This is a genomic window from Brevundimonas olei (assembly GCF_037055245.1).
Taxonomy (GTDB): Bacteria; Pseudomonadota; Alphaproteobacteria; order Caulobacterales; family Caulobacteraceae; genus Brevundimonas; species Brevundimonas olei.
In genome coordinates this window covers 1,721,990-1,745,348 of the sequence record NZ_CP146369.1, presented here as the reverse complement: position 1 = coordinate 1,745,348, position 23,359 = coordinate 1,721,990, and the positions used below count along the sequence as shown (strand labels likewise).

At 64.4% G+C, this 23,359-nt stretch carries 24 protein-coding genes and 1 tRNA gene; 17 read left to right on the top strand and 8 right to left on the bottom strand.

Translation table 11 applies throughout. The features are described 5' to 3' along the window. The first annotated feature begins 62 nt into the window (after positions 1-62). The 3 genes from V8J38_RS08295 (at position 63) to V8J38_RS08285 (ending at position 3,019) form a co-directional block, all read left to right on the top strand. Positions 63-2,285: a S9 family peptidase gene (locus V8J38_RS08295; RefSeq protein ID WP_338574786.1), complete on the top strand. Its 2,223-nt coding sequence runs from the start codon at positions 63-65 to the stop codon at positions 2,283-2,285. After that, a complete protein-coding gene (locus V8J38_RS08290) occupies positions 2,282-2,839 on the top strand; it encodes an N-acetyltransferase family protein (RefSeq protein ID WP_338574785.1) in 558 nt (185 codons plus the stop codon). Before V8J38_RS08295 ends, V8J38_RS08290 begins: the two co-directional genes overlap by 4 nt. A gap of 103 nt (positions 2,840-2,942) precedes the next feature. After that, positions 2,943-3,019, top strand: a tRNA-Asp gene (locus V8J38_RS08285). Between the two features lie 197 nt (positions 3,020-3,216). Here V8J38_RS08285 and V8J38_RS08280 read toward each other — a convergent pair. Continuing rightward, complete coding sequence (locus V8J38_RS08280) at positions 3,217-6,237, bottom strand: TonB-dependent receptor plug domain-containing protein (protein ID WP_338574783.1); 3,021 nt, start codon at positions 6,235-6,237, stop codon at positions 3,217-3,219. Positions 6,238-6,504: 267 nt separating this feature from the next. On the opposite strand from V8J38_RS08280, the gene V8J38_RS08275 reads away from it, so the two are divergent. Together V8J38_RS08275 and V8J38_RS08270 are read left to right on the top strand one after the other, a co-directional pair. Beyond that, positions 6,505-7,044 (top strand): hypothetical protein, encoded by a 540-nt coding sequence (locus V8J38_RS08275; RefSeq protein ID WP_338574780.1) that lies wholly within the window; start codon positions 6,505-6,507, stop codon positions 7,042-7,044. 69 nt (positions 7,045-7,113) lie between these two features. Beyond that, a complete protein-coding gene (locus V8J38_RS08270; protein ID WP_338574778.1) occupies positions 7,114-8,031 on the top strand; it encodes an MBL fold metallo-hydrolase in 918 nt (305 codons plus the stop codon). Positions 8,032-8,034: 3 nt separating this feature from the next. Here the strand turns inward: V8J38_RS08270 and V8J38_RS08265 are convergent, their stop codons facing one another. Both V8J38_RS08265 and V8J38_RS08260 read right to left on the bottom strand, forming a co-directional pair. Beyond that, positions 8,035-8,715 (bottom strand): DUF1499 domain-containing protein, encoded by a 681-nt coding sequence (locus tag V8J38_RS08265; protein WP_338574776.1) that lies wholly within the window; start codon positions 8,713-8,715, stop codon positions 8,035-8,037. Between the two features lie 16 nt (positions 8,716-8,731). Continuing rightward, positions 8,732-10,363: a long-chain-fatty-acid--CoA ligase gene (locus tag V8J38_RS08260; protein WP_338574775.1), complete on the bottom strand. Its 1,632-nt coding sequence runs from the start codon at positions 10,361-10,363 to the stop codon at positions 8,732-8,734. A 173-nt stretch (positions 10,364-10,536) separates the two neighbouring features. Here V8J38_RS08260 and udk point away from each other — a divergent pair, with 173 nt between their 5' ends. After that, positions 10,537-11,181, top strand: a complete 645-nt coding sequence (gene udk / locus V8J38_RS08255; RefSeq protein WP_291774946.1) for a uridine kinase — start codon at positions 10,537-10,539, stop codon at positions 11,179-11,181. An 88-nt stretch (positions 11,182-11,269) separates the two neighbouring features. Beyond that, the gene (locus tag V8J38_RS08250; RefSeq protein WP_338574772.1) at positions 11,270-11,884 is read left to right on the top strand and encodes a TetR/AcrR family transcriptional regulator; all 615 of its coding nucleotides are present in this window, start codon (positions 11,270-11,272) and stop codon (positions 11,882-11,884) included. A gap of 9 nt (positions 11,885-11,893) precedes the next feature. Here the strand turns inward: V8J38_RS08250 and pdxH are convergent, their stop codons facing one another. After that, positions 11,894-12,562 (bottom strand): pyridoxamine 5'-phosphate oxidase, encoded by a 669-nt coding sequence (gene pdxH / locus V8J38_RS08245; RefSeq protein ID WP_338574769.1) that lies wholly within the window; start codon positions 12,560-12,562, stop codon positions 11,894-11,896. A gap of 425 nt (positions 12,563-12,987) precedes the next feature. Between pdxH and V8J38_RS08240 the strand changes: the two genes are divergently transcribed. The 4 genes from V8J38_RS08240 (at position 12,988) to V8J38_RS08225 (ending at position 15,648) form a co-directional block, all read left to right on the top strand. Then, positions 12,988-13,410, top strand: a complete 423-nt coding sequence (locus tag V8J38_RS08240; RefSeq protein WP_312217873.1) for a DnaJ C-terminal domain-containing protein — start codon at positions 12,988-12,990, stop codon at positions 13,408-13,410. Positions 13,411-13,420: 10 nt separating this feature from the next. Further along, complete coding sequence (aroC, locus tag V8J38_RS08235; RefSeq protein ID WP_338574765.1) at positions 13,421-14,518, top strand: chorismate synthase; 1,098 nt, start codon at positions 13,421-13,423, stop codon at positions 14,516-14,518. Positions 14,519-14,592: 74 nt separating this feature from the next. Continuing rightward, entirely contained in the window at positions 14,593-15,288 is a 696-nt protein-coding gene (locus tag V8J38_RS08230) for a pirin family protein (protein WP_338574763.1), read from the top strand. Between the two features lie 96 nt (positions 15,289-15,384). Next, entirely contained in the window at positions 15,385-15,648 is a 264-nt protein-coding gene (locus V8J38_RS08225) for a hypothetical protein (RefSeq protein ID WP_338574761.1), read from the top strand. Between the two features lie 3 nt (positions 15,649-15,651). Here V8J38_RS08225 and queE read toward each other — a convergent pair whose 3' ends face one another. Continuing rightward, positions 15,652-16,287, bottom strand: coding sequence for a 7-carboxy-7-deazaguanine synthase (gene queE / locus V8J38_RS08220; protein ID WP_338578612.1), 636 nt, complete (start codon positions 16,285-16,287; stop codon positions 15,652-15,654). Beyond that, on the bottom strand, positions 16,284-16,994 hold the full coding sequence (queC, locus tag V8J38_RS08215; RefSeq protein ID WP_422388340.1) for a 7-cyano-7-deazaguanine synthase QueC: 711 nt from the start codon (positions 16,992-16,994) through the stop codon (positions 16,284-16,286). The genes queE and queC overlap by 4 nt, the downstream gene beginning before the upstream one ends. Before the next feature lie 205 nt (positions 16,995-17,199). Between queC and V8J38_RS08210 the strand changes: the two genes are divergently transcribed. Continuing rightward, positions 17,200-18,795 carry a response regulator gene (locus V8J38_RS08210; protein ID WP_291774920.1) on the top strand — a complete coding sequence of 532 codons (1,596 nt, stop codon included), beginning with the start codon at positions 17,200-17,202 and terminating at the stop codon, positions 18,793-18,795. Positions 18,796-18,814: 19 nt separating this feature from the next. On the opposite strand, the gene V8J38_RS08205 is transcribed toward V8J38_RS08210, so the two are convergent. Further along, positions 18,815-19,849: a ligase-associated DNA damage response exonuclease gene (locus V8J38_RS08205; RefSeq protein ID WP_338574758.1), complete on the bottom strand. Its 1,035-nt coding sequence runs from the start codon at positions 19,847-19,849 to the stop codon at positions 18,815-18,817. Positions 19,850-19,921: 72 nt separating this feature from the next. Here V8J38_RS08205 and V8J38_RS08200 point away from each other — a divergent pair, with 72 nt between their 5' ends. The 5 genes from V8J38_RS08200 (at position 19,922) to V8J38_RS08180 (ending at position 22,472) form a co-directional block, all read left to right on the top strand. Beyond that, positions 19,922-20,392 carry a PaaI family thioesterase gene (locus V8J38_RS08200; RefSeq protein ID WP_291774914.1) on the top strand — a complete coding sequence of 157 codons (471 nt, stop codon included), beginning with the start codon at positions 19,922-19,924 and terminating at the stop codon, positions 20,390-20,392. Then, positions 20,389-20,796, top strand: coding sequence for a PaaI family thioesterase (locus V8J38_RS08195; RefSeq protein ID WP_338574756.1), 408 nt, complete (start codon positions 20,389-20,391; stop codon positions 20,794-20,796). The genes V8J38_RS08200 and V8J38_RS08195 overlap by 4 nt, the downstream gene beginning before the upstream one ends. A gap of 105 nt (positions 20,797-20,901) precedes the next feature. Further along, entirely contained in the window at positions 20,902-21,249 is a 348-nt protein-coding gene (locus V8J38_RS08190; protein WP_291774908.1) for a hypothetical protein, read from the top strand. Between the two features lie 92 nt (positions 21,250-21,341). Further along, positions 21,342-21,776 carry a hypothetical protein gene (locus tag V8J38_RS08185; protein WP_291774905.1) on the top strand — a complete coding sequence of 145 codons (435 nt, stop codon included), beginning with the start codon at positions 21,342-21,344 and terminating at the stop codon, positions 21,774-21,776. A 60-nt stretch (positions 21,777-21,836) separates the two neighbouring features. Beyond that, the gene (locus tag V8J38_RS08180) at positions 21,837-22,472 is read left to right on the top strand and encodes a helix-turn-helix transcriptional regulator (protein ID WP_338574752.1); all 636 of its coding nucleotides are present in this window, start codon (positions 21,837-21,839) and stop codon (positions 22,470-22,472) included. Positions 22,473-22,535: 63 nt separating this feature from the next. Here the strand turns inward: V8J38_RS08180 and V8J38_RS08175 are convergent, their stop codons facing one another. Beyond that, the gene (locus V8J38_RS08175) at positions 22,536-23,015 is read right to left on the bottom strand and encodes an SH3 domain-containing protein (protein WP_338574751.1); all 480 of its coding nucleotides are present in this window, start codon (positions 23,013-23,015) and stop codon (positions 22,536-22,538) included. Between the last annotated feature and the right edge of the window lie 344 nt (positions 23,016-23,359).

Sequence of the window (23,359 nt, the reverse complement as noted above, 5' to 3'; positions counted from 1 at the left end):
ACGCCGAGCGTCGCCGGGCACAAGGTCCGGCTCAAATCATATGCTTGGGGCACGCCATCATCATGAACCGTCGCGAACTGATCGCCTCGACCGCCGCCATCGGCGTGGTCGCCGTCTCCCCCGCCCTTGCCCGCCAGACTACCGGAGCCTCGATGTCCAAACCCACGCCGCCCGTCGCCAAGAAGGTCCCCGTTCGCATCGAACAATTGGGTCGGGTCCGCACCGACGACTATCAGTGGATGAAGGACGACAACTGGCAGGCGGTGCTGCGCGACCCGTCGCTGATCAAGGCTGACGTCAAGGAGCACCTGACCGCCGAGAACGCCTATCGCGAAGCCATGATGGCCTCGACCCTGCCGCTGCAGGCCGCGATGTTCGAGGAGATGAAGGGCCGCATCAAGGAGGATGACAGCTCCGTGCCCGCCGCTGACGGCCCGTGGGAATACTTCACCGAGTACCGCACCGGCGAGCAGCACCCCCGCTATATGCGGGTCGAGCGCCAGGGGACCTGGATGGTCGGCGGTCAGCCCGTGACCAAGAATTTCGTCAAGGCCCCGACGCCTGAGCTGCTGCTGGACTGCAACGCCCTGGCCGAGGGCAAGGCCTATTCCGAGGTCTCGGCGACCGAGCATAGCCCCGACCACGCCCTGTTCGCCTATGCCGAGGACGCCCAGGGTTCGGAAGTCTACAAGATCTATGTGAAGGACCTGGCGACCGGCGAAGTGCTGCCCAACCCGATCGAATCGGCCAGCGCCAACTTCACCTTCTCGCCGGACAGCCAGTGGATCTTCTGGACCAACCGCGACGACAACGGTCGTCCGGACAAGATCTTCCGTCGCCCGGCGCGCGGCGGCGAGACCGCCCTGGTCAACGAGGAAGCCGACGAGGGCATGTTCCAAGGCATCGGCCGCACCGCCGACGACGCCTTCCTGGTCATCAACATCGCCAATCAGGAGACCTCGGAAAGCCGCATCATTCCGGCTTCCGATCCGACGGCGACGCCCGTGGTGGTCGAGCCGCGCCATGTGGGCCGTCTGTACGACTTGGACCATTGGGGCGACCGCTGGGTGATCCGCACCAATGCCGACGACGCCGTCGACTTCAAGGTTGTGGAGGCGCCGACCGCCTCCCCCGCCAAGGCGAACTGGAAGGACCTGATCCCGCATACGCCGGGCCGCTTCATCGAGGGCGTGGCCCTGGTCAAGGACTATCTCGGCCGTCAGGAACGCGCCGACGCCAACACCAAGATCGTCATCCGCGACCGCGCCGGCGCCGAGCATGAGATCGCCGTCGATGAACCCGCCTACGCCCTGTCGCTGGGCGGAGCGTCGGAGTTCGACACCACGGTCATGCGCTATGGCTACAATTCGCCGTCGACCCCCACTTCGACCTATGACTACGACCTGAGGACGCGCGAGCGCACCCTGCGCAAGGTCCAGGAAATCCCCTCGGGCCATAACCCGGCCGACTATGTGGTCGAGCGCCTGAACGCCCCCGCCTCGGATGGCGAACTGGTGCCGGTGACGGTGCTGCGCCGCAAGGACACGCCGGTCGACGGCTCGGCGCCGCTTCTGCTCTACGGTTACGGCTCCTACGGCATTCCGATGGCGGCCAGTTTCGCGACGAACCGGCTGTCTCTGGTGGATCGAGGCTTCATCTACGCCATCGCTCACATCCGCGGCGGCTCGGACAAGGGCTGGAACTGGTTCCTGGACGCCCGACGCTTCACCAAGAAGAACACCTTCACCGACTTCATCGCCGCCGCCGATCATCTGATTGCAGAGAATTACGCCCGGTCGGGCAACATCGTCGCCGAAGGCCGGTCGGCCGGCGGGCTTCTGATGGGCGTGATCACCAATATGCGGCCGGAATTGTGGGCCGGCGTGATCGGCGGCGTGCCCTTTGTCGACCTGATCAACACCATGTCCGACACCACCCTGCCCCTGACCCCGCCCGAGTGGCCTGAGTGGGGCAATCCGATCGAGGACGCCGACGCCTACGACTACATGTATTCCTACAGCCCCTATGATCAGATCGAGGCCAAGCCCTATCCCGCCCTGCTGGCGACCGGGGGCCTGTCCGACCCGCGCGTGACCTATTGGGAGCCTGAGAAGTGGGTGGCCAAGCTGCGCCCGGCCTCCACATCGGGCAAGCCTGTGCTGCTGAAGATCAATATGGAGGCAGGCCACTTCGCCTCGTCCGGCCGGTTCGATTATCTGAAAGACATCGCCCACGACTACGCCTTCGCCGTCTGGGCAGTGGAGAAGGGATGGGAAAAGGCGTGATCGTCCGACCGTTTGCGGAAGCCGATCTGGCGGCCGTGACGGCCATTTACGCCGACAGCGTGCTGAACGGCACAGGGACGTTCGAACTGGACGTCCCCTCAGCCGACGAGATGCGGACGCGCCTCGCCGCGCCCGCCGCCTTAGGCCTGCCCGTCCTGGTCGCTGAAGTCGACGGCCCCGATGGACTGAGACAGGTCGCCGGCTACGCCTATGCCGCTCCCTATCGCCTGCGCGCCGCCTATCGCTTCATGGTCGAGGACTCGATTTACGTCGCCCGAGCATGCCGGGGACGTGGCGTCGGAAAAGCCCTGCTGGACGCCCTGCTCGAGACCTGCACGACCTTGGGAATGCGTCAGGTTGTGGCGGTGATCGGCGACAGCGCCAACGCTGGCTCCATCGCCCTCCACGAGGCTTCAGGCTTCGTCCACGTCGGCGCCTTTCGCGACGCCGGCTGGAAATTCGACGGCTGGCGCGATGTCGTCTTCATGCAGAAGGCGCTGGGTCCCGGAGGGGCGACGCCGCCCGACGCCGCTGGCCTGGATTGCGGCCGCTAGAGCCTGAATTCGCAGATTTTTTTGCAGAAGCGCCACAATGCGCTTGACCCCCGGCGCGACGAACCGTATTCGCCCCTCCTCTCCTCCGCGTGGGGAGAGAAACGCGGGTGTAGCTCAGTTGGTTAGAGTGCCGGCCTGTCACGCCGGAGGTCGCGGGTTCGAGCCCCGTCACTCGCGCCACTCCTCTCAGGGATCTGAGGGAGTGGCGCACCGCCCTTCCTCTATTCTCTGAACATCGAAGAATTCGAGACCGGTACGTCGCCGTCGATCCAATTCGCACGCCTACTCCTCTAGACGCACCATTCCGACCTAACCGCAAAACAGAAAGGCGGCGGACCGAAGTCCGCCGCCCTCCATATCTACGCTGGCTTCCAGACTTAGAAGCGAGCGCGAGCCGAAATCGAGAACATGCGTCCCAACAGGCCCGGATAGTACAGCTGGGTGTCCGTGTTCGCCTGGCCGTTGTAAACGCCGATCGGCGTCTGCGGCGCATTCTTGTCGAACACGTTGCCGATGAAGGCTGTCAGCTGGAAGTTATCGGTGACATTCCACCGCGCCGACAGGTCGAAGTAGCTCGCCTCCGGCATTTCATACTCGCTGTCATCCACCGCGTTGACGAAGACCGGATCCTTCAACGGCGGGGTATAGCTCCACCGGGCGAAGATCGTCCAATCCGCAATGTCATAGGTAACCGACAAGACTGACTTCCAGTCGAAGTTGGCGCCGCCGATAGACGAGTAGCCATAACCGACAGAATCATCTCCATCGAAGTTCAGTTCATCGACGTAAGTGAACAGTTCATTGACACGCAGGCGCCCCGGAAGACCGAACTCTTCCATATCGACAGACCAGTCGATCTGGGTATCGATGCCCTTGGTACGATAGAAACCGCCGTTTGTACGTGTCGTGTTCACGAAATCAAGCTGACCCGTAACTTGGTCACGCACGACGCGTCCGCAAGCTTCAGACGTCAGGCTGAGAGAGTCGTAACACGCCTCAATCCAATAGTTGGCGCCGAGCGACGCAATGATATCGGTAATCTCGATATCATAATAATCAACAGTCGCGCGGAAGTTGCCAACTGGGAAGAAGTCTGGCTGGAAGACCACCCCGAAAGTGAGGGTTTCGGCAGATTCCGGCTTCAGATTCGGATTACCAAAGGCGAATGCCTCAACCTGAGTGTTATTCTGGGTGATGCCGCCCGCGAAATCGATCCCTGGCGCCTGTTGGGCGCAGAATGCAGCGATAGCGCTTGAAGGTGCAGAACCGCCTTGAATCATGCAGGGGTCGATGGCGCTGGGGAAACCCTGGTCCCCGTTTTGATAAAGTTCGAACACGCTAGGCGCGCGAACCGCGGAGTTGAACACCGACCGGAACTTCAGCCAATCGAGGGGCTGATACTCCAGACCGATCTTATAGGTGTCGAGACCGCCGACAGACGAGTAGTCCGAATAGCGATAGCCGAAGTCCATCCCCAGATATTTGGCGCCCGGCAGATCACGAAGCAACGGCACGGAGAGTTCGGCGTAAAGTTCCGAAACGCTGATCGAACCGCCCTGATCCTGAATGGCGTTGAAGCCGTAGATGTTGCCGGTCCGCTGTTCGTTATCGACGCGGAACTCAGCACGGCTTTCACGCCATTCGAAGCCGAACACCGCCGCCAGAGGGCCCGCAGGCAGGGTCATCAGGTCGCCGCGCGCGAAGCCCGCGATACGCGACTCTTCGATGTCGGTCGTCGAGAAGGTCGGCACCGTGATGAAGTCGACCATCTCCTTCGTCAGCGTGCCTTCGCCGAAGATATCCAGCGGCACGCAGCCCGGCAGGGCGTTGATCCCCAACGGCGCGCCCGACGTCGGATCCTGACACCCGGCCAGCCCCTGACGGATAGCCGTCTTGTTCACGCTGTTCCGGCCGAGATCCTGGAGTTGGTTCTTGCCGTAGCTGGTGGTCAGGCTCCAATCCCAGCCCGAGCCGCCGAAGTCGCCGCTGAGCGTCGCCAGCATGGCCAGCGAGCTGTTCTTGGTTTCGCCGAAGCGAGCGCCGACCTCGTTCGTACGGCGGTCCATGGTGAACGGCGCGTCGGGATCAGCGCGGCTTTGCAGAGCGGCCCACAGATCGGAGTGCTTCGTCTGAATCAGATCGCGCATGGCTGGCGTCAGATTGACGGTCAGACCGGTCGCCGGCGTCGGCGCCAGAGACACTTCCTGCCACGTATTGGCGTAGTTCAACTGAACGTCCAGGCGCAGCGAATCGGTAATGTCGTAGTGACCGATCGTCGTGATGTTAAAGCGTTCGGCCGGCAGAATCAGATAGTTGTCGGGACCATAGTTGTAGCGCGAGGAACCGGCCGCACGATCAGGCACAGCGCAAGCGCCGCTGCCGGCGTAGGGCGTCAACGCCCCACTAGTGTCGAACGACAGGTTCCCACTGTTATACGCACCGGTATTAGCCACGCCGTCGCAGTTCGTATCATATCCGCCTGCGCCGAAGTTGGTATTGCCTGTGGCGCCGACAAGCGCTCCCAGGTTGCTGAAGGGGTTGCTCGGATCGTTGTAGACCGTGCCCCATGCCGAGGTGCCTGAACCACCCGCGAAATAGGTGCCGCCGCCGCCGGCGATAGCATCCAGGTACTTCTGGGCGGAATCGACGACGATCGGCCGCCCGCTGGCGTCATAAGCGATGGCCGCAGAAACCGCCGAATAAGGCAGTTCCGCTTGGCTCACGCCTTCGCGGCTGTAGTAGCTTGCATAAGCGGTCAGATTGCCACGACCATCGGCGAAGTTGCCGCCGAACAGACCCGTAAGCGACACTTCCGGCTGCATGCCGTCGAAGGACGCGCCATAGGTCGCCGACAGTTCAGCGCCTTCATAGTTGTCCTTCAACACGAAGTTCACGACGCCGGCGACGGCGTCTGAGCCGTAAACAGCCGAAGCGCCGCCCGTCACGACTTCGACGCGGTTCACCAGCGACGTCGGAATGGTGTTCAAATCCACAACACCGGTGGTCGAAGAGGCCGGCAGGCGCTCACCGTTGATCAGCACCAGGGTGCGGTTCGGCCCCAGGCCGCGCAGGTCGACGGTCGCGAAGCTTTCGCCGCCCGAGTTATTTGAGGTGGCCATGTTGCCAGCCACAACCGACGGCAGCTCGTTCAGCAAATTCTCGACCGAAAGCGTGCTGGTCAGTTCGATGGTCTCAGCCGTCACCGTCGTGACCGGGCTCGGAGCGTCATAGTCCTGGCGGACAATACGCGAGCCGGTGACGACCACGTCCGAAACCTGGCTCGCAGGTTCACCGCTCTGCGTGGTCTGGGCGAAAGCGGGGCTGGCCATGCCCGCCACCGCCAACCCGGCAATGAATGTCGACGCAAGCAGGCGCTCACGCTTCAATTGGATCTTCAAGATAAATCCTCCTGTGTTGCACCTGGCCCCCAACGGAGTTTTTACCCCATCTGCCGGCGCGGCCACCTCGCTCCCGCCCCCCAACAGGGAGAATCGAACGAACGGCTAGACGATCCATAACCGGCACCACAGAAGGAATTCTAGGCCAATTACTTTCACGCAACGAATCTACCTCATTCATGTCACAAAATAGCCACGGCCTTTCGTAGAGAACACTCAACCGAGAGGCGAGCGCCTTTTTATTGACCAGAATGAAGCTTCGAAGAAATGTCAGAAAAACAGAAAATTTCCGCAAAATTTGCCACCCTACTGGCAGTTATCGCCGGTATCCCAATGTGGAGCTCGCAAGCTTTCGCCGCTGATCAACGTTCACCAGTGGACGAGATCGAGGCCTGCCGTTCAATTGCCGACCCCGCGCTGCGCCTGCCCTGCCTGGACCGCGCGTCCGAAAGGCTGCTCCAGGCTCATAAGGCGGGAGAGCTGACGATCATCGATGGAGCTCAGGTACGAGAAGCGCAGCGCAACCTCTTCGGCTTCAACGGCGTGACCTTGCCATCATTCCTCGGAGCAAGTGCAGAGCGGGAGGAGATATCATCGATCCAGACCACCCTGAGGAGGGCGTCCAGAGACGGCTATGGACAATGGACATTCCATCTCGCCGACGGCAGCGAATGGAAGCAGATCGACAATGAAACACCGCGCATTCGCGACCAAAGCGGCGTTGAGGTTCGTATTCGCCGCGCAGCTTTTGGCAGTTACCTTATGAATGTAGGCGATGCTCGCGCCATTCGAGTGAAGAGACAGTGAGCACAGTCCTGGCAGCAATAGGCGTGAAATGTCGGGAAAGATCGTCCATATTGAAAACGAAGCACCGTCATGATCCCTTACCTCCGCCAGTTCGATTTCGCCTATGGGCGTCGGGATCAGGTCTCGCCTCTGATCCAGCGCGTGATCGCAGACAATCCGGGGCCTTTCACATTCACCGGCACGGGCGTCTACATCATCGGACGCGACCGGCCGGGCGCCGAGGTCGCTGTGATCGATCCCGGGCCGATGGACGAGGCTCATCTTTCGGCCCTGATTCGCGCGATTGAAGGCCGAACGGTCAGCCATATCCTGGTGACGCATACCCATCGGGACCATGCGCCCCTCGCCCGCCCCCTGGCCGAGGCGGTCGGCGGCGCGCCCATCCTGGCGGCTCGTCCGCCGGACCGGACAGTGCACGCCTCGGGCGCTCTGGATGAGGACGACGACGCCGACTTTCAGCCGGACGTAATCCTGGTCGGCAGCGAGCGGATCGAAGGGGACGGCTGGACGCTGGAGGCCCTGGCGACGCCGGGCCACGCCTCCAACCATATGGCCTTCGTCCTGCGCGAGGAAAACGCCCTGTTCAGCGGCGACCACATCATGGGCTGGTCGACGACGGTAGTGGCGCCGCCGGACGGAGACATGGCGGACTATATGAAGAGCCTGGACGCCGTTCTCGCCCGTGGGTTCTCGACGATCTGGCCCACGCATGGCCCAGCGATCACCCAGGTCGCGCCCTTCCTGAAGGCCTATCGCGCCCACCGCCTGGAACGGGAGGCTCAGATCATGGCCCGACTGGCCTCAGGGGATCAGAGGGTCGCCGACATGGTTCCCACCCTCTACGCCGGGGTTGACCAGCGCCTCTGGCCGGCCGCCAGCCTTTCGGTGCTGGCGCACCTGATCAAGCTGGAGAAAGAAGGACGGGTTCGCGCCTCGCCGGGGGCTGAACTGGCCGCGACCTGGCGGTTGGTCGACCCGGCGCTCTAAAGCTTAAGGCGCCAGGTGCGCGACCACGGCCCTGGCTAGACGACAGGCCTCATCCCCGACCTCCAGGTCGTCGCGTCCCGCGACACGCACGTCCGTGCGCCCAGGGCGAATACGAACGCTGACGTCATACGTCAGGCCGAACCAGGCACCTTCCTTGCGTCCATCCACACGAAAGGGCGCGGTGCCCAGAACAGTGAACCCGGCCTTTTCGAGAGCCCAGGCCGCCGTCTCCGGCGCAACCTGGGTCGGCGCGTGGGTCAGGCCTTCGCAACCCTGAGGCTGTCTTTCCGTCACGCCCGCCAGGCGCCTCTCCGCCGCCAGGATGCGGGCGAAGGCGGGCGGATCCGACGGGTCCGTCGCGACGTCGAGCGGGGCGGCGGTGAAACGCCTCTCCTGAACCAGATAGCCCCCAACCGTCACCCCGGCGATCGCCAAAGCCGCGCCGGCGATCCCGACCAAGCGCCGCTCCCGGAACGCCAGAAGGCAGGCGACCAGAGCGGCCGACAATCCCGCGAAGGCCAGGATCCGACCGATTTTCAAGGCCAGCACGCCCAGGCTGAATTCCGCGCTCCACACGCCCAGGCGCGCGCCGCAGACCGCGACCAGCAACAAGGCCGGCGCGAGCAGCGCAACCAGAAGCAACAGCACGGCCAGAGACTGGCCCTTAGGGCGGGTTGTCGACACGGCGTCCTCCGTCGAATCAACCGGCTGTGGGCAGCCGGTAGTCCGTCATTCGCTCACGCAGGGTCTTCTTGTCGATCTTGCCCGTGGCGCCCAGAGGGATGTCGTCCACGAAGACCACATCGTCCGGCATCCACCATTTGGCGATCTTGCCCTGCAGGAAGTCGAGATGTTCCTGCTTGTCCTCGACCTCGCCCTCCTTGAGCTTGACCAGCAGCACCGGCCGCTCGTCCCATTTGGGGTGCGCCGCGCCGATGACGGCCGCCAGGGCGACCTTGGGGTGGCCGACGGCGATGTTCTCGATGTCGATGGAGCTGATCCACTCCCCGCCCGACTTGATGACATCCTTGGCGCGATCGGTGATCTGCATGAAGCCTTCGGGGTCGACGCTGGCGATGTCACCCGTGTCGAAGAAACCTTCGTGATCCAGGATGTCGCCGCCCTCGCCCTTGAAATAGGCGCCGGCGATGGTCGGCCCCTTGACCATCACCCGGCCGAAGGTCTTGCCGTCATGCGGCATCTCCTGACCGCCGTAGTTCTTGATCTTGAGCTCGACCCCCAGCGGCGGCGTGCCCTGTTTCATGCGCCAGGCCATCTGCTGATCATAAGGCAGAGCCTTCAGTTCGGGCGTCAGGTTGGCGATGGTACCGATCGGAGAGGTTTCCGTCATGCCCCAGGCATGGACCACCTCGACGCCGAACTTCTCCTGGAAGCCGCGGATCAGGGCCTCCGGGCAGGCCGAGCCGCCGATCAGAACCTTTTTCAAGGTGGAGAACTTCAACCCGTTCTCGATCATATGTCCGAACAGCCCCTGCCACACGGTGGGCACGGCGGCCGAGAAGGTGACCCCTTCAGTCTCGATCAGCTCATAGAGCGCAGCGCCGTCCATCCTGGCGCCTGGCATGACCAGTTTCGAGCCTGCCGCCGGCCCCCCGAAGGCGATGCCCCAGGCGTTGGCGTGGAACATGGGAACGACCGGAAGGATCACCTCATTGGGCGTCGCTCCCATCACCGTGGACTGAAGGCCCAGCAAGGTGTGGATGAAGTTCGAGCGGTGCGAATACAGCACGCCCTTCGGATTGCCTGTGGTGCCCGAGGTGTAACAGAGACCGCAGGCCGTCTGTTCGTCGAACCCGCCCCAGACCACGTCGCTCGACGCCTGCTCCAACACCGCCTCATAGGCCTCGCCCTTCGGCAGCTTGGCCGAAGGCATATGAGCGGCGTCGGTCATCACGATGACGCGTTCGACGGTCGGGCAATGCGGGAGGATGGCCTCCAGCAGCGGCACGAAAGTCAGATCGGTGAAGATGATCCGGTCTTCGGCGTGATTGATGATGTAGGCCAGTTGCTCTGGGAACAGCCGCGGATTGAGCGTGTGGCAGACGGCGCCGATGCCCATGATGCCGTACCAGGTCTCGATATGATTTCCGGTGTTCCAGGCCAGGGTGGCGACACGGTCGCCCGGCCTGATTCCCCAGGCCAGCAAGGCGTTCGACACGCGGCGCGCGCGCTCGTGAATGGCGGCGTAGGTGGTGCGGACGATCGGCCCTTCCACCGAACGCGTCACGACCTCGCGCCGTCCGTGCCAGTTCTTCGCGTGATCGAGGATCTTGTCGACCGTCAACGGCCAGTCCTGCATCATACCCAGCATTCGGCGTCTTCCCTCGTCCATGCGCCTTGGTTGAAAGCGGCGCTTGCATCCACGCTAAGACAGGTGAACCGCGACAGGCAACGTGACGCAAGGGAAGGCTGGCCGCGACAGATCGCCGTTCCTGCACGTCATCAAGGCTTGCATCGCGCGCCATCCAGGTGAATGAGCCGCTCATGACCATTCTGATCGCCATCACCGGCGGCTCGGGCTCCGGCAAGAGCACCCTGGCCGAGGCCCTGATTTCCTCGCTGCCCGAGGGCGTCGCCACCCTTTTGCGAGAAGATTCCTATTATCTCGACGCGGCGTCCGTCCCCGGTTTTGATGCGGCGACGCACGATTTCGACGATGTCGCCGCGCGTGATCACGATCTGCTGATTTCCGATCTGAGCGACCTGAAGGCCGGACGCAGCGTGACCGCTCCGCTTTATTCCTTCATTCACCACGGACGCGAGCCGGGCGGCGAGCCGGTGCCGGCCGCTGAGGTGGTGGTGGTCGAAGGCACGCACCTGCTGTGCACCTCGGCCCTGGCAGCCCTGTTCGACATTCGGGTCTTCGTCGACACCCCTGCAGACATCCGCTTCATCCGCCGCCTTCTGCGCGACCAGACCGAGCGCGGCCGCACGGCCGAATCCGTTATCCAGCAATATCTCGCCACGGTCCGTCCCGGCCATGAGCGGCTGACGGAACCATCCCGGGTCCATGCCGATTTCATCGTCGCAGACGCCACCGCCGCGGTTCGCCTGGAAGATCCTCAAGCCGTGGTGCGCCTGGCGGCGCCGGTGTTGGCCCACCCGTTGCTTGAACCCTGGTTGAGCTAACCGGCGTCGCTGACGGCGTTAACCGTGATCGTTGCAATCGTGGCAAATTAAAGGCAGGATCGTCGTCCAATGATTGGGTGACAATCCGATGACCGTCTCGGTCCACGCCCTCGAAGACCCCCGACGCGACGCCCTGGTGCGCCAGGCTCGGCTGCACTTCGTCGAAGAAGGTTACGCCGGCACCAAGATGGAGCCGATCGCCAGGGAGGCCGGCGTATCCACGGCGACCCTCTACGCCATGTTCGAGAACAAGGCGGCGCTGTTCGCCGCCGTCATCGACGAAGCCTCCGCCGACTTCGCCGAGCGGATGGCCAAGGTGAAGACCTGCGCCGGCGCGCCCCGGCCGCGATTGAACGGCTTTCTGACCGCCTATGCCGAATTCATCAGCGACCCGTTCGTCAGGGCCATTTTTCGCCTGGTGATGACCGAGCGTCGTCGTTTCGAGAGTCTGGCGACAGCCTTCTATGAACAGGCCAAGCAGGATTTCGGCGCGGTGCTCGTCTCAACCCTCGCTGACATGAACGCAAAGGGCGAGCTGAAGCTTCACAAGCCGTCCTGGGCCGCTAGTCAGCTGATGGGCATGGTCGAACACCCGCTGTTCTTCGTGCCGACGGTGACCGGGGATCGGGTTCTTCCCGCCCGCTCGCCTGCGGCCATCGCCGAAGACGCGGTGGAGACCTTCCTGGCCCGTTACGCCGCCTGACCTGCTTGATCAGGGCCAGAGCCGGCCGCGACGCCACGCCTGATCTTCCGCCGTCCGGTCAAACCGTAGACGATCATGCAGGCGGAAGGGACGATCGCGCCAGAACTCGATCTGGACCGGCCTGACCCGCCAACCGGTCCAGCGATCCGGCCGCGGAACCTCATGGCCGTCGAAACGCGCGGTCTGTTCGGCCACTTTGGCCACGAGAGCCGCTCGATCCGCCAGGGGACGCGACTGGTCCGACGCCCAGGCGCCGATGCGGCTTTCGCGCGCGCGGCTGGCGAAATAGGCGTCGGCCTCCTCAACGCTGACTGGCTCCACCGGTCCCCGGATCCGCACCTGGCGACGCAGACTCTTCCAGTGGAACAGCAGGGCGGCGCTTGGATTAGCCCACAATTGGCCGCCCTTGGCGCTTTCCTGATTGGAGAAGAAGGTGAAGCCTCGCGTATCGACATCCTTCAGCAGGACCATACGCACATCGGGATGGCCCTCGGCGTCCACCGTCGCCAGCGCCATGGCGTTCGGGTCGTTGGGTTCCGATCCCCGCGCGACCTCCAGCCATTCGACGAACAGGGCGATGGGGTCGTCCCGCTCGAAGATGGTCTCATCCGCATTCGCCTCGAGTTGGGCGGCGTAGTCTTCCCGAGACGGGCTGGGCGGGATCACGGACTGGGTCATGCCGACCCTATAGTCCCGCTTCAGGCCCACGTCACATGCACGCCGTTCAAACCTGCGTCAGCCTTTGCAAACAAGGTTAACCCTGTCTTGACCATGTGGTCTGCACAGTGGCCGCCATGTGCGCGGACAGCCCCTCATTCATGGACGCTCGACGCCTGCTCGGCCTCGACGGTCCGGCAGGCCCGCAGGCGTTAGCCGCCGCATTTCGCATAGCCGTAAAGGCCTCTCGTCCGGATCAGCCCGGCGGAGACGCAGATCGGTTTCGTCGCGTCATCGCCGCCTACCGTCTGCTGCAGACGGAGACTCGCGCGCTGCCGGCGCCGCGCAAGCGGTCCGAAACCTCTCATGCTCAGGGCGCCCGTTCCGCTCCCCTTCCCCCTCCGCTCGTCGTGTTGACGCCGATGCAGGCTCTGACCGGGGGCAGCGTGATCGTCAAAGCCTGGGGACGCAGCCTTCTGGTTCACGTCCCGCCGGGCGTGCGGACCGCTGATCGCATCCGGCTGAAGGATGGCCCGTCCCTGCTGCGCGTCTTGATCCGGCCCGCCGACGGATTATCGGTTCTGGGTGCCGACCTGTTCATGGACTGGCCGATAGCGCCGCGCCTGATGCGGGACGGCGGACGTATAGAGATCGACACGCACGCCGGCCTCCAGAGCGCCTGGCTGGTGCCAGACATGGTCGAGCCGGTTCGGCTTCGCCTTCCCGGCCTCGGCCTGCCCGCCCGAGGCAAGCGCGCCGCAGGCGACCTGTTCGTCAAGCTGATCCCGTCGGACGACCTGCCGTCGGCGGCGGAAGACATGCTGCTTCGCTTCACTCGGGTCTGGACGCCGGAGCGTATGGCGGCCTAAGCGAGAGGCCATGTCGCACAACACCTTCGGCCATCTGTTCCGCATCACCACCTGGGGCGAAAGCCACGGTCCGGCCATCGGCTGCGTCGTCGATGGGTGCCCGCCGCTGATCCCGCTGACCGAGGCCGACATCCAGCCCTGGCTGGACCAGCGCAAGCCCGGCGGCAGCCGATTCGTCACCCAGCGGCAGGAGGCCGATCAAGTCCGCATCCTGTCCGGCGTCTTCGACGACGGGAACGGCCCGGTCACGACCGGCACGCCGATCAGCCTGATGATCGAGAACACCGACCAACGGTCCAAGGATTACGGCGAGATCGCCCGCGCCTACCGTCCCGGCCACGCCGACTACGTCTACCAGACCAAATACGGCGTGCGCGATCCTCGCGGCGGCGGCCGGTCCTCGGCGCGTGAGACGGCCAGCCGCGTGGCGGCGGGCGCCGTGGCCAGGAAGGTGCTGGGCGACGACGTTCGCATCCGCGCCGGGGTGGTCCAACTCGGTCCGCACCGTATTCCTGACGAAGCGATTGATTTCGACGCCGTCTATGACAACGCCCTGTTCGCCGCCTCGGCCGAGATCGTGCCCGTGTGGGAGCAGTATCTGGACGGTGTGCGAAAATCCGGCTCCTCCATCGGCGCCGTGGTGGCGCTGGAGGTCACCGGCGTCCCGGCCGGATGGGGCGCGCCCCTCTACGCCAAGCTGGACGCCGAACTGGCGGCGGGCCTGATGTCCATCAACGCTGTCAAGGGCGTCGAGATCGGCGCGGGTTTCGGCGCCGCCGAGCTGTCAGGCGAGGACAACGCCGACCAGATGCGCCTGGGCGACGACGGCCTGCCTGTCTTCCTGTCGAACAAGGCGGGCGGCGTGCTGGGCGGCATCTCCACCGGACAGCCGCTGACAGCGCGCGTGGCGTTCAAGCCCACCTCCTCCATCCTGACCCTGCGACAGACGATCAACCGCGACAGCGAAGAGGTCGACCTTCGCACCAAGGGCCGCCACGACCCCTGCGTCGCGTTGCGCGGCGTCCCGGTGGTCGAAGCCATGGCCGCCATCGTGCTGGCCGACGCCAAGCTGCGGCATCGGGCCCAAGTGGTTAGCTGCTCGATATGAAACAGGTACAGTTGCCAATTGATTTCGGCGATCCTATCTAGGTCTCAAGCATTCCTCAGATGGGAGACCACACCATGATCGACGTCAGACCCTTCAAGACGCTCGGCGGCGCCAACCACGGCTGGCTGAACGCCAAGCATCACTTCTCGTTCGCCAACTATTATGACCCGAAGCGCATGGGTTGGGGCCGGTTGCGCGTCTGGAACGACGATGAGATCGCCGCTCAGTCGGGTTTCCCGCCTCATCCGCACGCGGACATGGAGATCATCACCTACGTCCGCACCGGAGCCATCACCCATCAGGACTCCATGGGCAACACGGGCCGCACCGCGGCCGGGGACGTTCAGGTGATGAGCGCAGGCACCGGCGTGCGCCACGCCGAGTACAACATGGAGAATGAGCTCACGACCCTGTTCCAGATCTGGATAGAGACGGATCGGCCCGGCGCTCAGCCCTCCTGGGGTCAGCGCGAGTTTCCGAAGAGCGACCGCTCGGGACAGTTCACCATCGTCGCCTCGGGCGATCCGGCGGACGAGGCCCTGACCATCAACGCCGATGCGCGCGTTCTGGCCGCCACGCTGAAGGCGGGCGAAAGCCTGTCCTATGACCTGGCGGCCGGTCGTCGCGCCTATCTGGTGCCCGCGGTCGGCCAGGTGGAGATCAACGGCACGACGCTGAACGCCCGCGACGGCGCCGGCATCGTCGACGAACCGACGATCACCATCACGGCCCAGCAGGACGCCGAACTGGTGATGGTCGACAGCCTGTAAGAGGCGACTGATCGAAAGATCACAGGGGGCGCTTGAAAAAGCGCTCCTTTTCTTTTGCGCGCTGACAGGACTGCAGAGCGCGGGCACACTGTCCCCATGATCCAGCGCCTCCCTGCTCTCGCCCTCTTCCTGGCAAGCGCTCTGTTGCTCCAGGGTTGCGTCGCGGGCGCCGTCGTCGGCGCGGGGGCCGCCGTGGTCGGCGGCGCGGCCAAGGTGACCGGCGCGGCGGTCGGCGCGGGATTCGACGCGGTCACCACCTCGGACGAGGAAACCAAGGCCAAACGCGAGCGCGAACAGCGTGAATACGAGCGCGAACAACGCCGCTGCGAACAGAGGCAGCGTCAGGGCAAGGCCTGCTGATCGCTATCTCACCCCGATGTATTTGTGCGTCTGGACGCTGAGCCGCCATTGCGGATGAGTCAGGCAGTACTCAATGGCGGCGGCGGTGTTGGCGGCCTGATCAGGGCCATCCATGGGCTGGAGCCAGAAACGCTCGAAATCGAGATTCTCGAAGCGATCCGGCATGGCCAGCGGTTGAGGGAAGACCAGCTTCAGCTCCTGGCCCGAGGTCTGGACCACAGGCGCGTCGGCCTTGGGGCTGATGCAGATCCAGTCGATGCCGTCCGGCGCTGTCAGTGTGCCGTTGCTTTCGATGGCGACGTCGAAGCCGCGCGCATGCAGGGCCTCGATCAGGGGCGCATCCAACTGCATCAAGGGCTCGCCGCCCGTGCAGACCACCAGCTTCGGATCGCCCTCGCGTCCGCGCCACATCCCGGCGACATGGTCTGCCATCAAGTCGGCGGTCTTGAACTTGCCGCCTCCATCGCCGTTCACGCCGACGAAATCGGTGTCGCAGAAGGTGCAGACGGCCGTGGCGCGATCCCGCTCCAGCCCGCTCCACAGGTTGCAGCCGGCGAAGCGCAGGAAAACGGCCGGACGCCCCGCCTGCCCGCCCTCACCCTGCACCGTCAGGAAGACTTCCTTGGCCGAATAGGTCATGCGCCAGCCGCCCATTCGGCATAGCCCGCCGCGCGCAGTTCGCAGGCCGGGCACGCGCCGCAGCCATAGCCCCAGGCGCGACGATGCGTCCGGTCGCCCAGGTAGCAGGTGTGGCTGAACTCGATGATCGCCTCCACCAGGGCGGAGCCCCCGATCCGGTCCGCCAGCGCCCAGGTCTGGGCCTTGGTCAGGAACATCAGCGGCGTTTCGACCGGCACGGACTTGTCCAACCCCAGCGACAGGGCGCGCGCCGTCGCCTGAATGGTCTCGTTTCGACAGTCCGGATAGCCGGAGTAATCGGTCTCGCACATGCCGCCGATGAGGATCTCCAGCCCCCGACGGTCAGCCAGAGCCGCCGCGGCGACCAGGAAGATCAGGTTGCGCCCCGGTACGAAGGTGTTGGGCAAGCCCCGCGCATCCGCCTCGATCGCGCGCTCGGTGGTCATCGCCGTCTCGCCGATGGCGCCGAAGCCGGTCAGATCGACGACATGGTCGTCTCCCAGCCGGTTCGCCCACTGCGACAGGACCTTAACCACTTCCTGGCGCACCGCCTGGCGCGCCTGCATCTCGACCGCATGACGTTGGCCGTAGTCGAAGCCGACCGTCTCCACCCGATCGAACCGCTCCAGCGCCCAGGCCAGGCAGGTGGCGCTGTCCTGCCCGCCGGAAAAGAGAACAAGAGCTGTTTTTTCAGAATGTTGCGCGATTGCGTTCATGACAAATCTGCGGTCGGCCGGCAGGCCGCGCGCATTCAAAAAAGAAACCGGGGTCGGATAGATGGGACACCGCCTCCTATACGCCAGAGACGCAGGCTCGGCAAAGGCGGCGAGACTGAAGAATAATCGCGGCGGCTTAACCCTTCCGCAAAAGATTCTCTGAGATTGTAAAAGAACCTCAGTAGGAGCCGGCCGAATGCCGACGATCGAAGTGCTGACCGACCGCGTCGAGCCGGTGGCGAAAACCGCCATGACCGGCGAGATTCTTGCGCGGTTCCAGCGCGAACCAGACACCCTGGTGATACCGGTAGTCGACGGCGACCGTCCGATCGGTCTGATCGAGCGTGGGGATTTTCTGCTGAAGCTGGCGGGCCCGCTGGGCCAGAGCCTGTACGGGGCCCGCGAAGTCGTCCACGTGATGGACCCGGAGCCGGCGGTGATCGAGGCTGGCGTTCGCGTGGACGCCTTCTCCTCCATCATCCTGAAAAGCGGACCAGGCGCCCTGATGCGGGGCTTTATCGTCACGCGCGGCGGAGCCTATCGGGGCGTCGGCACGGCGGTGGCCCTGCTTCGCGCCATCAACGAAGACCAGCGCCACGAGAACCAGCGCCTTGTCGAAGAACTCCGCGCGTCCGACGCCGCCGAGCGCGCCGTCCGAACCGCGGCGCGTGATAAGAGCCGCTTCATGGGGCTGCTCAACCGCGAACTCAGCACTTCCATGAACGGGGTGCTGGCCGTCGCCGAGCTGCTGCATCGCCAGCCGCTGAACGAGGCGGCCAAGGCTCACGCCCGGACCATCATGGATTCGGCCGAGGACATGCTGGACAATCTGCGCGATGCGCTCGATCTGGCGCGCGCCGAGGCCGGAGAGCTGCAGATCGCCGCAACCGCCACTCCGTTGCGCACCCTGATGGATGAGTTGCAGAGCCATTGGTCACCGCGTGCGGCTCAGGACGGCGTCACCTTGATGGTCGGCTATGAGGGCGACACGGAACTGGCGGCGATGGTCGACGCCGATCGCCTGCGCCAGGTGTTCAACAATCTGATCGGCAATGCGCTGAGGTTCGCTCGTCACGGCATGGTCGAAGCCAGCCTGAGGGCTCAGGCTCAGGGCGATCGCGTCCTAATCGAGGCTCGCATTCGCGACGACGGCCCGGTCGACGACCGCCGCGCCGCCGATCTGCTTGATCCGGCCACAGACGACGCCGGGCTGGGTCTGGCCATCAGCCGCCGCCTCGTCGAGTGCATGGACGGCCGTATCTGGGCCGAGAACAACACCGGGCGCGGCGCCACCTTCGCTTTTGACCTGTTCGCTCCGATCGCCTTCATCGAACGCGAAGAGCCGACCAATGTCGCCGATCTGGACAGCCTCCATCTCCAGGCGCGCCCCCATGTGCTGATCGCCGACGACAACGCCACCAATCGCGTGGTCGCCCAGGCCCTGTGCGAAATGTTCGGCTGCACCTCCGAAACCGTCGAGGACGGCCAGGAGGCCGTCGAAGCGGTCCAGTCGCGTCCGTTTGACCTGATCCTGATGGACATCAAGATGCCGCGCCTGGACGGCGTCGGCGCCACCCGGGCCATTCGCGCCCTGGAAGGGCCTCAACGCGACATTCCGGTCATCGCCCTGACCGCCAACGCCGACCCGGACGACGCCAAGGCCTATCTGGCCGCGGGCATGGCCGCCGTGGTGGAGAAACCCATCAAGCCGGAGCGACTGCGCCTGGCCATGAACACCGCGCTGGAACCTGCTGCGGCGGCCGCCTCCGCCCGCGCGCGTGACGTCGCCTGACGGACGTCAGTCGGCCAAATCAGACCACGACCTCGTCTCCGGACCGCTCTTCGTCTTCCTCGTCATAGCCGACAAGGCGCAGGGCTCTCGCCTTAACTCCCTTCAGCTCCGCCCAGCGCAGCAGGCCTTCCTCACGGCCGTGGGTGATCCAGATTTCTTCCGGCGCCAGTTCCTCAAAGGTCTGGATCAGTTCAGGCCAATCCGCATGGTCCGAAATGACCAGCGGCAGTTCCACCCCGCGCTGGCGCGCTCGCGCCCTCACCCCCATCCAACCAGAAGCGAAGGCGGCCACAGGATCGGCGAACCGGCGCGCCCAGCGATCCTGAATGGCCGAAGGCGGCGCGATCACCACTTCTCCGCCCAAAGCGCCGGCCTTCAGCCCCGTGGCGGGCGCCAAGGATCCGAGATCGACCCCTTCGTGCTCATAGAGCCGGTTCAGACGCTCCAACGCGCCATGCACATGAATGGTCCGGTCCCACCCCGCCTCGCGCAGCAGCCGGATCACCCGCTGCGCCTTGCCAAGCGCATAGGCGCCGACCAGATGAGCGCGTTCGGGAAACTGCGTCAGCGAATGGATCAGGCGCGCGATCTCCTCTTCATCCGGCGGATGGACGAAGACCGGCAGGCCGAACGTGGCCTCCGAAATAAAGACATGACATGGGACGGGCTCGAACGGCAGGCAGGTCGGGTCTCGACGCCGCTTGTAATCGCCTGACGCCACCATGATCAGGCCGCCGCGCTCAACCACAGCCTGGGCCGAGCCCAGCACGTGCCCGGCAGGCGCGAACCTCACGCCCACGCCACCGATCTGCGTCGTCTCGCCATAGGAGGCGGCCTGAGTGTGTCCCGCAAAGTCAGGGCCGTAGCGCTCGGCCATGATGGCCAGAGTCTGGGCGGTCGCCAGCACCGCGCCGTGGCCCGGCCGCGCATGGTCCGAATGGCCGTGGGTAATCACCGCCCTATCCACCGGCCGCACAGGGTCCACATAGAAGTCGCCGATCGGGCAATAGAGGCCCGCCGGCGCGGGTCGCAGAAGATCTTGAGGTCGGATCATCAAATCATCCGCCCGCTGGACAAGAGCGCCCCCGACGGGCGACCAAGGCGGGACAAGACACAGGACGCCTTGATGACGGATTCGTTCCTAGACACCTTATTGCCTCAGCTGGCCTCGGGCGCCGCCCATACCCATGCTCTCGGCTTCGCCTTCGCAGGACTTGACGGAGACCGCGTGCGGATACGCGTTCCCTATCGTGAGGACCTGGTCGGCGACCCCGAGACCGGCGTGCTGGCCGGCGGTCTCGTCACGACCCTGCTGGACCACGTCGGCGGTCTGGCCGTCTGGGTCGGGCTGGGCGCATTCCGCCCGGTGGCGACGCTCGATCTTCGCGTCGACTATATGCGCGCGGCGGCGCCGGGACGCGATCTCTTGGCCGAAGCCCGATGCTATCGCCTGACTCGCAATCTCGCCTTCGTCCGCGCCTGGGCTTTCGAGGACGACCCGACCGACCCCGTCGCCGCCGCCCAATCGGCCTATATGGTCAGCGCAGAAGGCGAGCATCGGACCGGCGCCAATCTGAAACCGAAGCCCGCCGCATGACCGCTTCCCTGCTCGACAGCCTGCCGTATGCGCGCTTCCTGAACCTCAGGACCCAGGCGAATGGCGACGAAGTGACCGTCGTCATGCCCTTCACCGACAAATTGATCGGCAACCCCATGCTGCCCGCCCTGCATGGCGGCTCGACCGCGGCCTTGCTGGAGATGACGGCCATGGCCCAGGTCTCCCTCACCTATCCGCGCCTTCGTCTGCCTCGCCCGATCAACGTCACGGTGGCCTATCTCCGTTCGGGCCGCCCGGTTGACGTCTACGCCCGCGCACGAATCAATAAGGCCGGGCGCCGCGTCGCCCATGTGGTCGCAGAAGCCTGGCAAGACGCACGACATGAGCCCATCGCCTCGCTTACCGCTCACTTCCTGCTTGACCCGGAAACCGCCGGGACGTGACCACCAGGCGAAAGCGCAACTGTAAACTTTGTAAAGAAATCCCTACCCAAAACAGTTAACATGCATTAACTCTTTCCCATCGTTCTTTTAGCGAGGGGTAAAGCCATGGATCGCAACGAAGTCATCGCTGGCGTCGCCGGTGAACTGCACGCCACTGAAAAAGCGCTGGATGACGCCATCACCCACGCCACGACCCTGGTTCAGGCCATGATCGGCGCTCGTACGGCCCTTTCCCTCTCCGCCGTCGCCGCGTCGGGTTCCCAGACCAAGGCCATGGAGGCGATCGCCGCTCTCAGCACCGCTCGCGAGGCCGTCATCGCGTGCCACGCTGAACTTGAGAAGGACCACCGTCGGTTGGGCTATGGCACCTATGCCCTTGGCCCGGTCAACAAGCCCGATGAATGGGACAGCCGCCCGATGGGCAGCCAGGAACGCCACCTGCGCGTGGCGTGAATTCTGCGTAACGATTGGAGTCGGCACTCCGATTTCCAATCGGCATGATGTAGCTTGGCCCCCATTGTCGCGAGACAAATGGGGGCTTTTCATTGCTGGAAACCATCGCCGCACTGATCGGAGCGGGCTTTATCGTCCTGGTCAGTCTTTTCGCCCTGACCAAAGGAGGGCGTCCTGAGCGCATCGGCGCTGCAACCGTCCTGGGAGGATGGTTTCTTTCAGTGTTGGCTCAAACCTACATCGGCTATGCCTCTGTTCAGTGGCCCACGCTGATCATTGACGTCATCGCCTTAGCGATCTTTATCGCGCTCGTATGGAAGTCTCCTCGCACCTGGCCCGTGTGGGCCAGCGCCTTTCAACTCTTGGCGGTCGCCAGCCATTTCATGGTTTTGATGAAGTTGCGCCCGGAGATTTCAGCCTTCTACACCGTAATCAATATGTCGGGTTACGGCATCATCATCGCGCTGGGCGTGGGAACCTTCTTCGCATGGCAGGAACGACGCGCGGTCGGCATCGCGGACGAATAGGTAGATATTCCTAATCAATTCGGATAGCCTCAGGCGCATATTTCCTCAGAATTTGCGCCCTTGCCCCTGTCCCACTCCCAGCTTTGGAAAGCGATCGACGCCTTGGCGCGACGTGAGGGCCTCTCAGCGTCGGGATTGGCGCGTCGAGCCGGGCTGGACGCGACCAGCTTCAATCCATCGAAACGACTGGGACCAGGCGACCCGCCGCGCCCGCGCTGGCCTTCGACAGAAAGCTTGATGCAGGTGCTGGCGACGAGCGGCCTGAGTCTGGGGGAGTTCGCCGGCCTCGCCGATGATTCCTCATCCCAGCCACGCCCCATTCCGCTTCTGGGCCTCGCACGCGCAGGGGATGAAGGTTTCTTCGATGACGCCGGTCTGCCCATGGCCGACGGCTGGGACCAGACCGAACTGCCGGCTCACAAGGATAGCCTTTTCAGCCTGACCATTGACGGCGACTCGATGGAGCCCGTCTATCGTCCCGGCGACCGGGTGATCGTTGATCTGGACGCGACCGAGGTCCGACGCGGCGACCGCGTGGTCGTCCGCACGATCGACGGCGAGACGCTGGCCAAGGAAATCTCCGCCCTGAACAGCCGCGAGGTGACCCTGAGTTCGGCCAATCCGCTTTATGACCCACGCACCCTGCCCCGCCGTCAGCTTCTCTGGATGGCCCGCATCCTATGGGTCAGCCAATAGCGAAGGGCCGCCCCTTTCGGGAACGGCCCTTGCCTTGATCAACGTGGGGGAGAAAGCCGTCGATCAGTTCGGCGCGACATAGCGGGCGTTGACCCACCCGCCGCCGGCGATCTGCACCCACTCGCCTTGCGACCCCACGGCGGTGAAGGGCTGCCCGGCGGACAGGCTGCCTGCCTGACGATACTGGGTGCCGGGACCCGACCGGATACGCAGGTTGGACGTGGCGCGATACATGTTGGCGTTGGCCTGGGCCGCAGCGCGCGTGCGCTGCTGGTTACAGCCGATGTAGGAGCCCGCCGCAGCACCGGCCCCCGCGCCGACCACGGCGCCCAGGGCGCGCTCGTTCTTGGACACCTGGCTGCCCGCCAGACCGCCCAGCACGGCGCCGATGGCGGCGCCCGCCTGCTGACGACCGCCGGGCGCATCACAGTTGGTGACGCCGTTGGCCTGGGGCATGGCGATGGCGGTCATGGGCACGGCGGCGGAGCCCAGAGCGGCGAAAAGAGCGGTGGCGGCCAGGCCCGCCTTGAAGGTCTTCGACATAAGTCTCTCCTGTCATCGAGTTGTCGATGAAATGAGAATGCCTCGGCCAAGCTGAAGGCTCCCCGAGCCTGATCGTTATATGCCGTTCATCTTCCTTGCCGAACGCAGCGGGTCCGATGCGCCCAAGTGCATATGAAAAAACAGATATTGTTCATTTCCTCCCCCATTCGGGGGATGGGCAAGACCTGCAATATCGGGCGCTATGACCCTCATGGGCGCACTTGGAAAAGCAGACGTAGCGCTGGATGTGCTGTGGCGCAGCCTTTACGGCCAGCCGCTGCCGCTCTCCGGCTCTCCCGAGCTCGCCTTGCAGATCATTATGGAATGCGAGAGAAAATCATGGT

Excerpts from the sequence above, each read along its gene's own strand:
- V8J38_RS08195 (WP_338574756.1), top strand. The coding sequence starts at position 20,389 with ATGACCGCTTCCCTGCTCGACAGCCTGCCGTATGCGCGCTTCCTGAAC.
- V8J38_RS08175 (WP_338574751.1), bottom strand. The coding sequence starts at position 23,015 with ATGTCGAAGACCTTCAAGGCGGGCCTGGCCGCCACCGCTCTTTTCGCC.
- V8J38_RS08270 (WP_338574778.1), top strand. The coding sequence starts at position 7,114 with ATGATCCCTTACCTCCGCCAGTTCGATTTCGCCTATGGGCGTCGGGAT.
- queE (WP_338578612.1), bottom strand. The coding sequence starts at position 16,287 with ATGACCTATTCGGCCAAGGAAGTCTTCCTGACGGTGCAGGGTGAGGGC.
- udk (WP_291774946.1), top strand. The coding sequence starts at position 10,537 with ATGACCATTCTGATCGCCATCACCGGCGGCTCGGGCTCCGGCAAGAGC.
- V8J38_RS08205 (WP_338574758.1), bottom strand. The coding sequence starts at position 19,849 with ATGATCCGACCTCAAGATCTTCTGCGACCCGCGCCGGCGGGCCTCTAT.
- V8J38_RS08190 (WP_291774908.1), top strand. The coding sequence starts at position 20,902 with ATGGATCGCAACGAAGTCATCGCTGGCGTCGCCGGTGAACTGCACGCC.
- V8J38_RS08250 (WP_338574772.1), top strand. The coding sequence starts at position 11,270 with ATGACCGTCTCGGTCCACGCCCTCGAAGACCCCCGACGCGACGCCCTG.
- V8J38_RS08210 (WP_291774920.1), top strand. The coding sequence starts at position 17,200 with ATGCCGACGATCGAAGTGCTGACCGACCGCGTCGAGCCGGTGGCGAAA.
- V8J38_RS08200 (WP_291774914.1), top strand. The coding sequence starts at position 19,922 with ATGACGGATTCGTTCCTAGACACCTTATTGCCTCAGCTGGCCTCGGGC.
- pdxH (WP_338574769.1), bottom strand. The coding sequence starts at position 12,562 with ATGACCCAGTCCGTGATCCCGCCCAGCCCGTCTCGGGAAGACTACGCC.
- V8J38_RS08225 (WP_338574761.1), top strand. The coding sequence starts at position 15,385 with ATGATCCAGCGCCTCCCTGCTCTCGCCCTCTTCCTGGCAAGCGCTCTG.
- aroC (WP_338574765.1), top strand. The coding sequence starts at position 13,421 with ATGTCGCACAACACCTTCGGCCATCTGTTCCGCATCACCACCTGGGGC.
- V8J38_RS08230 (WP_338574763.1), top strand. The coding sequence starts at position 14,593 with ATGATCGACGTCAGACCCTTCAAGACGCTCGGCGGCGCCAACCACGGC.
- V8J38_RS08295 (WP_338574786.1), top strand. The coding sequence starts at position 63 with ATGAACCGTCGCGAACTGATCGCCTCGACCGCCGCCATCGGCGTGGTC.
- V8J38_RS08260 (WP_338574775.1), bottom strand. The coding sequence starts at position 10,363 with ATGCTGGGTATGATGCAGGACTGGCCGTTGACGGTCGACAAGATCCTC.
- V8J38_RS08275 (WP_338574780.1), top strand. The coding sequence starts at position 6,505 with ATGTCAGAAAAACAGAAAATTTCCGCAAAATTTGCCACCCTACTGGCA.